This is a genomic window from Kribbella sp. NPDC051718 (assembly GCF_040681515.1).
GTDB lineage: Bacteria > Actinomycetota > Actinomycetes > Propionibacteriales > Kribbellaceae > Kribbella.
In genome coordinates, this window is the sequence record NZ_JBFAYZ010000004.1 from 1 (window position 1) to 14,121 (window position 14,121).

13 protein-coding genes and 1 pseudogene are annotated in these 14,121 nt (G+C 69.7%); 8 read left to right on the forward strand and 6 right to left on the reverse strand.

Annotated features, from left to right (window positions below; translation table 11 throughout):
- From cysD to AB0M15_RS15685, 5 genes and pseudogenes are all read right to left on the reverse strand, one after another.
- A partial coding sequence (cysD, locus tag AB0M15_RS15665) for a sulfate adenylyltransferase subunit CysD (protein ID WP_363820218.1) occupies positions 1-596 on the reverse strand: 596 nt, incomplete at its 3' end.
- An 864-nt stretch (positions 597-1,460) separates the two neighbouring features.
- A pseudogene (locus tag AB0M15_RS15670) lies at positions 1,461-2,000 on the reverse strand (FAD/NAD(P)-binding protein); the annotation flags it as partial.
- A gap of 56 nt (positions 2,001-2,056) precedes the next feature.
- A complete protein-coding gene (locus AB0M15_RS15675; protein WP_363818473.1) occupies positions 2,057-2,443 on the reverse strand; it encodes a cupin domain-containing protein in 387 nt (128 codons plus the stop codon).
- Positions 2,440-2,721 carry a phosphopantetheine-binding protein gene (locus AB0M15_RS15680; protein ID WP_363818475.1) on the reverse strand — a complete coding sequence of 94 codons (282 nt, stop codon included), beginning with the start codon at positions 2,719-2,721 and terminating at the stop codon, positions 2,440-2,442. Before AB0M15_RS15680 ends, AB0M15_RS15675 begins: the two co-directional genes overlap by 4 nt.
- A 126-nt stretch (positions 2,722-2,847) precedes the next feature.
- Positions 2,848-3,948 carry a hypothetical protein gene (locus AB0M15_RS15685; protein WP_363818478.1) on the reverse strand — a complete coding sequence of 367 codons (1,101 nt, stop codon included), beginning with the start codon at positions 3,946-3,948 and terminating at the stop codon, positions 2,848-2,850.
- Between the two features lie 241 nt (positions 3,949-4,189).
- Here AB0M15_RS15685 and AB0M15_RS15690 point away from each other — a divergent pair, with 241 nt between their 5' ends.
- The 8 genes from AB0M15_RS15690 (at position 4,190) to AB0M15_RS15725 (ending at position 12,155) form a co-directional block, all read left to right on the forward strand.
- Complete coding sequence (locus AB0M15_RS15690) at positions 4,190-4,471, forward strand: acyl carrier protein (RefSeq protein WP_363818481.1); 282 nt, start codon at positions 4,190-4,192, stop codon at positions 4,469-4,471.
- Between the two features lie 34 nt (positions 4,472-4,505).
- Entirely contained in the window at positions 4,506-5,774 is a 1,269-nt protein-coding gene (locus AB0M15_RS15695) for a condensation domain-containing protein (RefSeq protein ID WP_363818483.1), read from the forward strand.
- Positions 5,775-5,981: 207 nt separating this feature from the next.
- Positions 5,982-6,236 (forward strand): phosphopantetheine-binding protein, encoded by a 255-nt coding sequence (locus AB0M15_RS15700; RefSeq protein WP_363818485.1) that lies wholly within the window; start codon positions 5,982-5,984, stop codon positions 6,234-6,236.
- Between the two features lie 2 nt (positions 6,237-6,238).
- Positions 6,239-7,819: an amino acid adenylation domain-containing protein gene (locus AB0M15_RS15705; protein ID WP_363818488.1), complete on the forward strand. Its 1,581-nt coding sequence runs from the start codon at positions 6,239-6,241 to the stop codon at positions 7,817-7,819.
- Entirely contained in the window at positions 7,816-9,186 is a 1,371-nt protein-coding gene (locus AB0M15_RS15710; protein WP_363818490.1) for a condensation domain-containing protein, read from the forward strand. The genes AB0M15_RS15705 and AB0M15_RS15710 overlap by 4 nt, the downstream gene beginning before the upstream one ends.
- Positions 9,183-10,208: an LLM class flavin-dependent oxidoreductase gene (locus AB0M15_RS15715; protein WP_363818493.1), complete on the forward strand. Its 1,026-nt coding sequence runs from the start codon at positions 9,183-9,185 to the stop codon at positions 10,206-10,208. Before AB0M15_RS15710 ends, AB0M15_RS15715 begins: the two co-directional genes overlap by 4 nt.
- A gap of 217 nt (positions 10,209-10,425) precedes the next feature.
- Positions 10,426-11,196, forward strand: coding sequence for an endonuclease/exonuclease/phosphatase family protein (locus tag AB0M15_RS15720; protein WP_363818496.1), 771 nt, complete (start codon positions 10,426-10,428; stop codon positions 11,194-11,196).
- A gap of 32 nt (positions 11,197-11,228) precedes the next feature.
- Complete coding sequence (locus AB0M15_RS15725) at positions 11,229-12,155, forward strand: phosphatidylglycerol lysyltransferase domain-containing protein (protein WP_363818499.1); 927 nt, start codon at positions 11,229-11,231, stop codon at positions 12,153-12,155.
- A gap of 3 nt (positions 12,156-12,158) precedes the next feature.
- On the opposite strand, the gene AB0M15_RS15730 is transcribed toward AB0M15_RS15725, so the two are convergent.
- Entirely contained in the window at positions 12,159-14,081 is a 1,923-nt protein-coding gene (locus AB0M15_RS15730; protein ID WP_363818503.1) for a RiPP maturation radical SAM C-methyltransferase, read from the reverse strand.
- Positions 14,082-14,121: the final 40 nt, after the last annotated feature.

A 14,121-nucleotide genomic window follows, 5' to 3' on the forward strand; every position in this document is an offset into this window, starting at 1 on the left:
AGCGCGATCTGCTCGCGCTCGATGTAGTTCCAGATATCCAGCTCGGTCCAGTTCGACAACGGGAACACCCGGACATGCTCACCCGGCTTGTGCCTGCCGTTGTACAACGACCACAACTCCGGCCGCTGGTTACGCGGATCCCACTGCCCGAACTCGTCCCGCAGACTGTAGATCCGCTCCTTGGCCCGAGCCCGCTCCTCATCACGGCGACCGCCACCGAAAACCGCGTCGAACCGATGCGAGTTGATCGCATCCAGCAACGGAATCGTCTGCAACTGGTTCCGGGTACCGTCAGAGCGCTCCCGCAACCGCCCATCAGCCAGATAGTCCTCCACCTTCGCAACCTCGAGCCGCAGGCCCAAAGCGGCGACGGTCGCGTCGCGGTAGTCCAGTACCTCGGTGAAGTTGTGCCCCGTATCGACATGCAACAACGTGAACGGCACCGACGCCGGCGCAAACGCCTTCCGCGCCAGATGCAACATCACGATCGAGTCCTTGCCACCCGAGAACAAGATCACCGGCCGCTCGAACTCCGCCGCAACCTCACGGAAAACGAAAATCGACTCGCTCTCCAGCGGATCGAGTGCAGTCTTCATCACGCGCACGGATTCAGCAGAGATCGGTGCCGTAGCGGTTGGGCGGGCGCCGACTGCGGGACCATCGAGATGCACTATCACCGCCCGCGCGATCTCGGCGGCCTGGGTTCGGATCTCTGGTACAGCCGTCGTTTCCCACAGGCTGCCGCGCCGCGATGCGCCCAGTGTCCACAACGGCGCCTGGCGGCCAGTGGTGCCGAGCACGCGGCCCTCAGCGACTGTGTCCAGGCCAAGCCCCGCCGAACCGGCCCGAGCCAACCCGCGGACCATCAATGATGCGAGCAGCGGATCCGCTGCTGCGTCTCCAGCCGGGCCGGTGCAGTTGACCACCGCACCAACGGTGATGAGACAGCCATCGCTGAGCAGCACCCGTACACCGCCGCGGACGTCCTCAGCCGTGATCACTTCTCCCTGATGGCGACGGAGCCGACCTGACTCACCGACGACCGCCAGTCGTTCAGCAGTTGCCGGCGCCATCCGATGCCGGTGGGTGTTCCAGACCCACGCGTACTCGCGGAGGAATATCCGCTTGTCAGTATCGGACAGCCGCTTCCACACAGACGCGGTAGCCGGCCGGGCCCCGTCCACGGCGGCCCGCCAGTCACCAGTGCGCCGCACTGTTTCCACCACGTGGCGCAGGAACATCGTGCGTACGGTGTTCAAATCCTTGGCCTCGGCGAACTCCGGATGGAGTGGCACCGCCGGCGTCTTCTCCGAGCGGTGAACAGCCGGTACCGCGCCGTGGCGGGAGACAGCATGCAAGATGCGATCCGGCCGATCCGCGGACAGGACCACGTCGACCATGGTCAGTCCGCTGCCGACCAGGAGGAGATCTGCGTCAGGCAAGGCGTCAAGGACTCCTGGAAGCCATGGGTCGGCCACGAACCGATCAGAAGCCCGCAGCCTGGCGGGCGCCCAATCAACTCGACGTGAAGTACCGGTAGCCAGCACCACCGCGTCCACGACAAGCGAATCGCCGGTATCGAGGCTCAGGGTGAGCTCCCGTCGATCTGTGTGGTCGACGGCAACCGCTCGGGCGTGCACACGGACAAGCTCACCCGACGACTCCTTGGCCGCTGAATCGAGATGCGCCGCCAAATAGTCGCCGTAGAGAGCCCGCGCGACGAATGTCGACGGTCCGATCTCGAGGGCAACGTGCTCTTGCAACCAATCGACGAAGTCACCCGGCCGGTCCGGCAATGCACTCATCCCGGCCGCCGGCACGTTCAGCAGATGCCGTCCATCAGGCGTCGAGTACGCGACCCCACGCCCGGTCTCCAGGTCAGGATCGACGAGAACAATCGTCAGGGCCCGGTCGGAGTCAAGAAGCCTGGCCGCTGTCAGAACTCCAGCCGCCCCGGCACCGATCACCGCGACCCTACGGATACCCCTCCCGGCGGACACGCAGCCCAGTTCTACCGACAAGCGCCAATTCCCATCGAATCAATAGTTGCGTGGGGTCACCGGTCCGGGCCCTCGGTCTCGCCGATGAAACGCACGTGGTGCTCGTCGCGCTCGTCGAAGGCCGGGGCGACAGTGAGCACCAGCTCCATGCTGCCGAAGTAGTGGACCCTGCTCCCAGGGAGCACGGTGACCAGGTCGCAAGGTCCGACCTGGTGCGGCTGGTCGTCGACGTAGAACGTGCCGCTGCCGCTGACGACGTAGTACAGGTAGGTACTGCGGGTGTTGTAGAACTCCTGGAAATGCCCCCGCTGCACCTCGACCCTCGCCACGGTCGCCGACGGGTTGGCCGGCGCGTAGATGGTCAGGTCGATCCCGTGCTTGCTGACCTGCACGGCCTCCTTCGCCGTGCACCGCCACGGCGCCGGGCGAGGGTCACCCGTCACGAGGAAGCCGTCCCGGTCGCCTCGCGCCTCGCGGCCATCTCCCTCTCGAGCTCCCGCGGGGAGCCGAACTCGAACACCAGGCGCGCCGGCGGACGCCACCCCGCGAGTGCCTCGTAGCGGCTGATCAACTGCGGGATGAGGAGGGAGTAGCCACCCCGCTGGAAGAAGTCGCTGTCCTCGGTGAGGTCGTCGAGCTCGAGCACGTCCTTGAAGGCCCGGAGCCAGAGCGACTCGTCGGCCGACGCATCCTCCGACGCGGGGCTGGGTGGCACGGGCATGCGCGACTCCTTCGACGTTCGACTTCCCCGAGGATGCGCGAGCGCCGTACGACGCGGTACTGGCACCTGTCAGCCAGAGCCTGGCGAACGCCCTGTCAGCCGTCAGGCCGGCCGGCCCCGAGCGGGTCATTCGGACAGCACCTCGCCGAGCCAGTGGAGCCAGCGTGCTCCCAGCTCGTCGGTGCCGAGCCCCGGCACCGACTCGTCCACGATCAGCCAGGGCTGCAGTTCGCCCTCGCGGATCGATGCGGCGGCCTGGAAGGTGGCAGTCACCGGGATCTCGGCGTAGGCCGGTGACAGCTGCACCACCTCGGTCCCGGCGACATCCACCGTGTCCAGCCATCCACCGGAGAAGCTGAGGTAGGCCGACACGGCACCGGTGAAGCCTGCGTCGAGCCCCATCAACCGTGTGACTGGCACGTCGATGTGGTCGAGTTCATCGAACCAGGCGTCCCGGAAGGCAGTCGCGTCGCGCGAGCCCGTGCGTGCCCCGGTGATGTCCAGCGAGACCGCGGTGTTCATGAAGCACCCGACCAGGTCGGCCACGCGCGAGTCGCGCCCACCCCACGGGTATCCCAGGACGGAAGCCCCGGAACCGGGCAGCACGTCCTGGATGGTCCGGTGGAGGGAAAAGAGGAGGTGGGGAAACAACGAGCCCCGGAAACTCCGGGGCACCCTGACCCTCGGGAGCGCCACCATCGGCACCGTCGTGGCCATCCCCTGCCGCACACGTGGGAGCGCCCCGCCCGCCGACGCGAGCCGGTCCGCCCAGAACCCGATCGAGGCACCGTCGGCGGCCGCGTTCTCGAATGCGAACCGGTCGTGAACCGCTGCCTCGAAGCGCTCGCGCTCGCCCGGGACGCAGGCGCGAGGGGCGGCGAGCTGACGCATCACCAGCAGCAACGACTGCTGGTCGACAAGGGCGTGGTCCAGCACGACGGCCAATCGTTCGCCCGCCGGCGAACGGATCAGCCGGGCCCCGATCGGGGCCCCGCCCAGATCGCTCTCGAACCCCGCGACCAGGTGCACGACGGCCCGGTCCGCGGCCTCCTCCGACTCGGCCCGGATCTCGGCGAAGTCACACCAGCCCGGCACCCACTCCTGTCCGGCCTCACCTCGTGAGAACCGCGGGCGGTAGCAGAGCGCGGGGTTCGTCGCGGCCACCGCCGCGAGCACCTCCTCGACGTCGCGCGCCACCAGGCTCCCCGGTACCGCCGAGAACTGCATGCACACGCTGCCCCTCCGGCCCGTGCGTTCTCCCTCCATCGCGAAGGCGAACTGAGCGCTCAACATGGGGAGCTTCGACGACATGGGCACCTCCAACCGGTCACAAGACTGGCCGTCGTCCGCCGGCGCCAGTCCTGACCGGTGTCAGTACAGGGCCTGTCGGGTGGCCCGTAGCGTCGGTGACGGCGTGGCTCGACGAGTCCGCGCTCCGATGTCTGACGGTGAAACGAGGAGCCCGCGCATGGACCGACCGAGCGACGCGCGGCCCGATCAGGTCGCCGCCCTGACGGAGATCTGGCGACAGGCCCTGGACGAGCCGGGCCTCGACGAGGACTCCGACGTCTTCGAGAACGGTGGCACCTCGCTGCACGTCCTCAACGTCGCCGGCCAGATCTACCAGCAGCTCGGCACCAGTGTGAGCCTGCGCGACGTCTTCACCCATTCCACGCCACGCAGCCTGGCCACCCTCCTGTACGGCACTTCGGAAGCCTCCACGGCGAGCACGGATGGAGCCGCGTCCTGACTCCGCGCGACGCCCGCGCGGCGGGAGCCGCGCGGTGAGCGTCACCCGCGCCGTCCACCGCGGCCCGACGTCGCTTGCCGAGGAGGCGCGGCTGCGGGGTGCCTTCGCGCACTGGCACAACCTCCTCTACGAGATCTGGTGGCTGACCGGTCCGCTCGACGTCGACGCCGTCCGCGACGCCTGGAACCGGGTGTGCCTGCGCCACGACGCGATGCGTCGCACGTATGCCTCGCCCGTCGAGGCGCTCACCCACCCTGACCCTCTCGCCGAGGTCGAGCTCCACACGGCCGACACCGACGAGGCGGCGGCGGCGATCTTGCACCGCAGCCTGTCGACCCCCTTCGACCTGGCCGGCGACCGCTTCGCGCGCATCGTCCTCGTCCAGCGAGACGACCAGCGGCACCTCCTCGGAATCTCTGTGGACCACATCATCAGCGACGAGATGTCCTGGCAGTACTTCCTGCGGGACTTCAGCGTCCAGTACCGCCAGGCGCTCGAAGGCACCGCGCCCGATACGGCGGAGAGCACGACCTACCGGGACTTCGCGTCGACGATGCGTGACGACTTCGCCGGAGCGTGGGGGCGTGAGCGCCGGGAGTTCTGGAGCCGCTATACCGGCGAGTTCGGGTCCATCCCGCCGACGTTCTCGCTCCGCGGCGAGTCCGATGCCGAGCCGGACATGACGACGCTCGAGCTCGACCTCCCGCACGATGCCGGGGCGAGGGTCCGCGCAGCCGCGAGCCAGGCACGCGCCACCCCGTTCGCCGTGATCGCCGCGGCCGTGATGAGCAGCATGCAGGAGGTGTCGGGCGACGATACCGTGGGCCTCGCCTTCCGCCACCACGGACGATTCAGGCCGGCCAGCTACCGGACACTCGGCCTGTTCACGCATGGCGTCCCCGTCCACCTCAGGGGTACCTCGAGGTCCCGCCTCGACACCGTGCGCGAGGTCTTCCAGCGCGGCGTGGAGACCTCCGACCACATTCTGTCGCTCGACATCGCCGGCGACGCCTGGTCCACGCCCTTGGCGTCTCCCCGTGCGGCCGGGATGTTCCTCGGCGTGACCGAGGGAGATGCCGCCGAGCCCAGCCTGCGGCTGCCCGGGATCTCGGCCGAGTCGGTCGAGATGGTGTTCGACGGCGCAGCCAGCGCGAAGGACACGATCGCGTTCGTCTGGACCGTGGGCGAGTCGCAGCCGCACGTAGTAGCCATCTATGACCGGAACCTCTTCCCTGGCGACTCCGTCGACCGGTTGGTCCGGCTCGCGGCGGCGAACGCGGTGGAGGGGCTCGACGAGGCCTGAGCCTCCCGCGCGGGCTCATTGCACGGCGCGCATCACCCCAGCTCGTCGGGCAGGTGCCCGTACCGGAGTACCGGGCAGCTCCTCGCGCCACGAACGACGTACCCCGGAGCATCCGAGTGGTGCGGCACCCTCAGTACTGATGGGTGTCAGTACCTCGGGGTGCGGGAGCGTGCGAAGTTCACGGTGCTGTCCGAGAGTGGAGGAACCATGCCAGAAGCCGCAGGATCCGGCCAAGTGGTCGACTGCCTCGTCGACACCTATCGCTCCGTCCTCGAGGTCGAGGAGGTCGACGCCGACTCCGACTTCTTCGACCTCGGCGGTCACTCGGTCCTCGCCGGCCGCGTGGTCGCCCGGGTGCGCGAGCAGCTGGACATCCCGATCTCGCTGCGCGACGTCTTCACCGCGCGCACGCCGCGCGGTATCGCTGACGCCGTGAGCGGCCGCGCGCCGCTCACGCACTGACCGTGCCGAGCAACCGTGAGCTGACCGAGCTCGAGCACGGAGAGCAACGGCACTACCCACGCGACGACACTCTGCCCGCGCAGGTCGCCGCCTGGGCCCGGCGCACCCCGCACGCTCGCGCCGTCGTTGCCTCAGGTGACACCCTGACCTACGGCCAGTTGCTCGACCGGGCGACTCGCCTGGGTCGCGGCCTGCGCGCCCGTGGCGTGGCGCCGGGCGACGTCGTCGCGGTGCAGGAGGGGCGTACGACCGAGCGGATCGTGGCCTACCTCGCGATCCTCCTGGCTGGTGCCGGCTACCTCCCGCTCGACGAACTCAACCCGCCCGAGCGCAACGCCTTCTTCGTGGCCGACAGCGACGCCGTCGCAGTGCTGGTCGCCGGCGACCAGGCCCCGGGGGCGGCCGTGCAGGTCGTCGACGCCGGCGCGGCCGAGCGGATGGGCGATGCCGCCAGTGCGCCTCCGCTGCTCCCCGGCTCCGCCACCGATACGGCGTACGTGATGTACACCTCCGGGTCCACCGGTCGCCCCAAGGGCATCGCCGTCACGCACCGCGCGATCACCCGCCTCGTCGTCAACACCGACTACGTGCACCTCGGGCCGGACGACGTCGTGGCCCACGGGTCCAACGCCGGCTTCGACGCCTCCACCTTCGAGATCTGGGGCGCCCTGCTCAACGGCGCCACGCTCGTCGGCCTCGACACCGACGACATGCTGGTCCACCAGCAGCTGACGCACTTCCTGGCCGAGCACTCGGTCTCGGTGCTCTTCCTCACGCCCGCGGTGTTCCACGCCCACGCCGACGAGGCTCCTGCTGCCCTCAACGGGATCGGCACGGTGCTCGTCGGTGGTGACGTGCTGGACCCCGGAGCGGTCGGGGCCGTCCTCGGCGCCGGTGGCCCGCGGGTACTGAACATGTACGGCCCGACGGAGGCGACGACCTTCAGCACAGGCCTCGATGTCCAGCCCCGGCACGTCGCCGGCGGCCGGCTCTCGATCGGCCGGCCGGTGGCCAACACCCAGGTCGCGATCCTGGTGGATGGAGATCGCGTCGCACCGGGAGAGGTCGGCGAGCTGCACATCGGTGGCGACGGCCTGGCCCGGGGATACGTCGGGAGGGACGAGCTGACAGCGGAGCGCTTCGTCCCCGACCCGCTCGACGCACGGCGGATGCTCTACCGCACCGGGGACCTCGCCCGGTGGGGCGAGGACGGGACGATCGGCTTCCTGGGCCGGATGGACGACCAGGTGAAGCTCCGCGGCTTCCGCGTCGAGCTCGGCGAGGTCGAGGCTGCGCTGCGCGCGCACCCCGGCGTCGCCGACGCGTGCGTCGTCGTCCAGGGCAACGGGGCGCACCAGCGCCTCGTCGGCTATGTCGCGACGCGACGCACCGGCGCCGCCGACTATCAGGAGTTCCTCGCTCGGTCGCTGCCACCGTTCATGCTGCCCTCGCAGGTCGTGGAGCTGGGCTCGCTGCCCCGGACCAGCAACGGCAAGATCGACCGCACCAGCCTCACCGGCGCTCAGGACGGGCCCGGTGGCACCACACCCCCACCGCGGAGCAGTGAGGAAGCGATGCTGTGAACCACCGTCTCGTCCCGGACTTCCCCCTGTCCTTCGCTCAGGCGCGCATCTGGCTGCTGACCCAGTTCACCGGACCCGACCCTCAGTACAACCTCCCGCTCGTCGTGCGGTTCCCCGGCCCGGTCGACGCCTCGACCATGCACGCAGCCCTGCGCGACGTCGTCACGCGCCACGAGATCCTGCGGACCAGCTACGCGGACGTCGGCGGACGCGCCCAGCTGGCGGTCTGGGAGCCTGCTGCGCTGCCTGACCTGCTCAGCGTCGAGACCGTCTCCGAGGCACGGTTGCCCGATCGGGTGCGCGAGGTCTCGCAGTACGACTTCGAGCTCGCTGACCAGCTCCCGCTCCACGCTTGGCTGCTCTCCAGCGAGGACGGCGCCGGCACCGTGCTGGTCCTCGTGATCCACCACATCGCCGTGGACGAGGCCTCCTTGCCAACCCTCCTCGACGACCTGGGCGCGGCCTACGTCGCGCGCCGGTCCGGGAGCGCGCCCGCGTGGCAGCCCCTCGGTCTCCAGTACCGCGACTACGCCGCCCGTCAGCGCGAGCTTCTCGGCGATGTCCGCGACCCGGGCAGCCTGGCCGCACGCCAGCTGGACCACTGGGTCAGACACCTCACCGGGCTGCCCGAGGAGACCCCGTTGCCGATGGACCGGCCGCGCCCGGCCGTACCGGACACGCGCGGCGCGACCGTGGTGCTGCCGATACCCGACGAGATGCGCGAGCGCATCACGGAGCTCGCCCGGACCGAACGGGTGGCGCCCTTCACCCTGCTCAAGGCTGCGCTGGTCGCGTTCCTGGCGCGACGTGGCGCCGGCGACGACCTCACGGTCGCAGGCTTTGTCACCGGCCGGTTCGACGGCGACCTCGACGACGTGGTCGGCTTCTTCGTCAACACTCTGGTTTTCCGCGTCGACGCCTCGGGCATACCGTCGTTCCGTGAGCTCGTGCGTCGCACGCACAGGGTCGACATCGACGCCTACTCCCACCAGGACGTCCCGTTCGAGCAGGTGGTCCGGGCGCTCAACCCGTCGCGGTCGTCGCGGCGGCACCCGCTCGCGCAGGTGGCAATCTCCTACATCACGACCGAGACCTACGACCTGCCGGGCACCGACGCCCGGGTGGAGGTCGGCCAGAACCTGCGGGTCAAGTTCGACCTGCAGGTCAACATCGTCGACCCCGAAGGCGGTCGCCGCGCCGACCGGCCCGCGGGGATGTTCGTCGAGTGGGTCTATGCCATGGCGCTGTTCGACGAAAAGACCATCGCCGGGATGGCCCACGACTTCCTCGACCTCCTCGACCTCCTGCTCCACGATCCCGACCGGCAGGTCGGTCAGGACGAGTCGGTCGCTCGGACGGTGCGATGACGTCCGGGCGCACCCAGGTCGACGTCAGCGTCAATCCGCGTGGCATCCATCGCACCGTCGAGGAGGCCAAGAGTCTGGTCGAGTGGGGTGCCGCGCGGGTCAGCATCTGGGACTCCCCGAGCCGCTACGCCGACTGCTGGACCACGCTGGGCGCGCTCTCTCAGCACGTGACCACCCGCCCCCTCGGGGTCGGGGTCACCAACCCCGTCACGCGGCACCCGCTCGTCACCGCGTCGGCCATCGCGAGCCTCCACCAGGCAAGCCCCAGCGGGAGCTTTCTGGGCGTGGGCACCGGGGACAGCGGAGTGGTCAACCTCGGCCGTCAGCGTGCCACCCTCGGCGCGCTGGAGGAGTACCTCGGCTGCGTGCGCGCCCTGCTCCACTGCGGCCGCGCCGAGTGGCGCGGCCAGGAGCTGGTGATGGAGCGATCGGGATCCAGCAGCCCGCCGATCTACCTGGCCGCGCACGGGCCGCGCTCGCTCGCCCTCGCGGCGCGGATCGCCGACGGCGCGATCGTCGGGATCGGCTTCGACCGCGCCTCGGTCGACCTGGCTCACCGCATCGTCGCGGAGGCGGCGCCGGCCCGCGCCGCCGCCGGCCTGCCCCAGCTCGAGCTCTGGTGGAACGCCGGCGGGATCGTGGTCGACGACGACGAGGAACGCGCCGTCGTACGCGCGGGATGGCTGGCTGCCTGGGCCGCCCACCACCTCGTCAACGGGAAGGCGGGACGGGCCTCCATCCCTGCCGAGCTGCGCGCCGGAGTGGTCGAGCTCGCCGGGTCCTACGACGTGGGCAATCACGGCATGCAGTCGGCCGCCAGGAAGCGCTGGTACCTCGACGCCGCGCGGATCTCCGGCGCCTGGGACTACCTCGGCGACCGCTTCCTCATCGCAGGCACGCCGGACCAGGTGCGGACCCGGCTCGAGCAGCTGCGGTCGCTCGGCGTGGACCGCGTGTCCATCGGAACGGAGGCCTCAGGGCTCGAAGGAGTCCGCGACCTGCTGCGCCTCCTGGACGACTGAGTCCTGCGGGTCAAGGGTCATCCGCTAGGCGGCCACCCCGGTACGACCCTCGCCGGTGTCAGGACCGAGTCAGGTGCCGCGCCCGATAGTTTTGACGGTGCCCACGAGCCACCCCAGCGAGAGCAGGTGCCGTCATCATCAGCCACGACGGCGAGGCCGAGGGCGTACTGCGAGCCTCCGCGCTCGTGGTCGACGCCGCCGCCGCGAGGGCGCGACGATGATGTCACGACGGCTGGACGTGGCCACCTGGAACATCGGCGGCGGCGTCATCGGCGCCTCGCACCAGCGCGACGCCGTGCCGGACCTGGACCACCACGTCGGTGTGCTGACCACGCATCGCCCCGACGTGGTGTGCCTGCAGGAGGCCCACGAGTACGACGACCGTACCGGCCAAACGCAGGAGCTGGCCGAGCGCGCGGGGTACGCCCACTGGGCCGCGTACGCACTGAGTGCCTCTCACCTGGTCGACGGCGCGCGGTTGGCGCTCGGCATGCTGTCGCAATACCCATTGAGCGGGCTCTCGTTCCGCGCGTTACCCGCGCCGAGGCTAAAGGCGATCCGGCCGGCCGGCGAGGAGTGGGCCCTGCACGACAAGGGGTATCTCGTCAGCAGGGTCGGGCTGCCCGACGGCGGCGAGGTCCATCTCGCCAACGGTCACTTCTTCCCGCTGCGCCGCTTCGGCCGGAGCCCTGCCGACCCGCAGTTCGCGCCGGTGTGGCGAGCGTTCACCGACGACCTGCTCGAGCTCGACGCAGCCGGGCCGGTGGTGGCCGGGGTCGACCTCAACCACTCCCCCGTCGACGAGGTACTGGGGGCGGCGATGTTGCCCGGTCGCTTCTCGAGCGCGCTGGATGCACACACACCAACGACTCCGCACGGGGCGCAGCGCGACTACCTGCTCTGTGGTCACCAGACCCGGGTGGCCTCCGCGGGAACGGTTTCGACGCAGTCGGACCACTTCTACTGTCACGCGAGTGTGCTCGTTTGACTCCGCCCTCGACGTCCGCAGGGGACGTACCCGTGAGTGATGAGGATGTGTCCATACGGGTCGTCGAGGGAATTCTGAGCGGTTTCCCCGAGGGGCGTCCGGTCGGCTCGGGCGCACTCGCGCAGGCCTTGCTGACTGCTCTCTGGACGCGGCACGAACTCCCGTACGACTGGAACCCGAACTACGCCTGGTACCGGGGTGGGACGGGCGAGTTCGTGCTCGTCCGGTTCGGAGGATTCCTCGTGATGACGTATCCCTCTCCGATCTCCAGCGGCTCGGTCTCGCTGCTGTGGGGACGTGGCGTCCGTGCGGACCTCGACGATCTCGCCGCACTCGACATCGCGTCGTTCCGCGCCGACGCCGGCACGGGGGCGCACGTCGAGTCTCTGCGGCACCCGGCGGCGCTCACCCCCATCCCGAACCGGGACTTCGACGACTACATCTACGATCTCGACGAGCAGCTGCGCCTCAGCGGAGGTCGCTTCCGCCACCGACGGCGCTGCCTGTCGGCCCTCAAGAGGGACTACGCCTCGGTCGAGGCAGTGCCCCTCGACCTGGCCTCAGCGGAGACCACGGCACAGGTCTGGCGCATGTACGACGCCTGGGCCGCGGGGCGCGAGGAGTCCGCGACGATCGAAGCCGAGCGGCGCGGGCTGGCCCGGGCCCTCGAACGGGGCGCCGACGCCGGGCTGCGGTGCGTGGGCCTCGACGTCGAGGGATCACTGCGCGGCTTCGCCGTCTATGACGTGTTCGGCGACAAGTCCACCGGGCACTTCATGAAGGCCGAGCACGACAGCGACATCACGGCCGGAACCATGCACGCCCTGTTCGCGGCCGCACACGACGCGGGCGCGACCACGATCAACATCGGCTACGACGGCGGGCTTGCCAACCTCCGCCGGGCCAAGGACCAGCTCAAGCCCCAGCGGATGGCCCGGATGGTGTGGCTCACCCCGTAGCGGTCACGACAGCGCCGCACTCGGGGGCACCAGCTGGAGCAGCACCCGGTCGTCCTCGTTGGGCTCCTCCTCCGGCAGGTCGAGCACCACGAGGCTGATGATCCGGCCGTCCTCCTCGAACAGCATGCCGTGCTCACGCAGCAGCGCGAGCCGTGCCATGACGCCCTCGCTCGAGCCCTCCGCGCGCACCAGCGACTCCTCGGTGACCGGGGACGCCAGCCGCTCGAGCAGCCGGAGCATGGCCTCGTCCACGGGAAGCTCCCGGGCGGACCCCGAACGCGTGTCGAGGATCCAGCGGTCCCCCTCGCCGCCGACGCGCAGCTCGAGCACCGGCCTCGCTCCCCCGTCGGTCGCCGCCCGCCTGCCGAGCCAGTGCTCGACGAGCTGGTTGACCTCTCCGACGTAGGCGAACGACGAGTCCTGGTAGGTGCCGGCTCCGCGGTCGCGGAAGAAGTACGCCAGCTCGCGCAGGTCGTCGGGCGCGAACGGGAACGCCTTCTCGTAGAAGTCCATCGGGACGAGGTCCAGACCGTACTTGCCGGGATCGGTGAAGTAGGGGCTGTAGCGGTCGAACCGGACGAGGAAGGCGGCCTGCGGCGGGGGCAGGTGCGTCAGCTGCGGGATGTCCGCGATGTACTTGCGGTAGACCTCCTCTCTCTCACCTGGGAAGCCCATCAGCAGGTTCCACTCGGGGGTGATCCCGTTGCCCACGCAGTTCTTCAGGAACTGGATGTTCAAGAACGCCGTCGTGCCCTTGCCCATCAGCTTGAGGGTCTCGGTGGAGATGGACTCGATGCCGGGCTGCACCCGGGTCACCCCGACGCGTGCCATGGCGGTCATGTCCCTGGCGCTCAGGGGCAGCTTGACCTCGTAGAACACCGGGGGGCCGTCCGGCCGCTCGGGCAGCTTCGCGAACACCTCGCGCGGGAAGTTCTTGGGCAGGATGTTGTCGGTGCACGAGAAGCCCCTGGCCCGGTCGCTCAGGCTGAACAGCCAGGCGAACTGGCGCAGCGCCACGTCGGGCGACATCGCGCGGTAGCCCATGCCGAGTCCGTTGAGCCCGCAGAAGGTGCAGTGCGAGCGCTGGCCCCACCAGCAGCCCCGCGAGGTCTCGAACATCAGCTCCGGCTTGGCGTCGGGGTCCGCACTCAGCTCGCCGCGCACCCGGTCGAAGGCGTCGAGATAGCCGGAGTAGTCGGGCTCGAAGAAGTCGTCGATGTCGCGGTCCCTGCCGACGGCGGCGACCATGACGGGGTCGCCGACGTTCGCCGGCGTGACCACACCCTTGATGCTGTTGACGGCGTCGAGTCCGCCCTCGAGGTAGAGCCGGACGAACTCGGGGAAGGTGTGCAGAGCCGGTCCGGAGAAGATCGCGTCGATCTCGGGCACGTTGCGCGCCAGCACCGAGCCCATCGGAGCCTCGCAGTTGGCACCGCCGATCACCGCCACCGCGTCCGGGTTCCGGCCCTTCACGACGCGGGCCATCGCCAGGGACGCGTTCGTCTGGGCGAACATCGAGGTGAACCCGATGATGTCGGAGCCGGCGAGCGCGTACTGGTCGCACAGCTGGTCGAAGAGCTCCGGGAGCCCCGCGCGGAGGTCCAGCAGCCGCGCCCTGAACCCGCTCATCCGGGGTCCGGTGTAGTAGCGGTCGAAGTAGGAGCCCTGATTGTCCTCGACGTCGGGGAAGGCCATACCGCGGAACATCCACTCGCCGAGACCGGTGAGGAGGTGCTGGATGTTCCCGGTGATCTCCTCGTAGGTCTCGGCGCCGAGGTAGCGGGCGACGTCGAGGTTGAGCGAGTGGACCGACACCTCGACCTGGTCGCCGAACTCCTGCCGGGTCAGCGCGGCGAGCTGACTGAGCGCGAACGACGGTCGGTCCCAGTCGGCGAACGGCATGTTGACGAAGCTGATCTTGAGCATGCTGATCCTTCGGTCCTGTGCGAGGTCGCCGTCAAGAGCG

Excerpts from the sequence above, each read along its gene's own strand:
- AB0M15_RS15680 (WP_363818475.1), bottom strand. The coding sequence starts at position 2,721 with ATGCCCGTGCCACCCAGCCCCGCGTCGGAGGATGCGTCGGCCGACGAG.
- AB0M15_RS15685 (WP_363818478.1), bottom strand. The coding sequence starts at position 3,948 with ATGCAGTTCTCGGCGGTACCGGGGAGCCTGGTGGCGCGCGACGTCGAG.
- AB0M15_RS15690 (WP_363818481.1), top strand. The coding sequence starts at position 4,190 with ATGGACCGACCGAGCGACGCGCGGCCCGATCAGGTCGCCGCCCTGACG.
- AB0M15_RS15700 (WP_363818485.1), top strand. The coding sequence starts at position 5,982 with ATGCCAGAAGCCGCAGGATCCGGCCAAGTGGTCGACTGCCTCGTCGAC.
- AB0M15_RS15715 (WP_363818493.1), top strand. The coding sequence starts at position 9,183 with ATGACGTCCGGGCGCACCCAGGTCGACGTCAGCGTCAATCCGCGTGGC.
- AB0M15_RS15720 (WP_363818496.1), top strand. The coding sequence starts at position 10,426 with ATGATGTCACGACGGCTGGACGTGGCCACCTGGAACATCGGCGGCGGC.
- AB0M15_RS15730 (WP_363818503.1), bottom strand. The coding sequence starts at position 14,081 with ATGCTCAAGATCAGCTTCGTCAACATGCCGTTCGCCGACTGGGACCGA.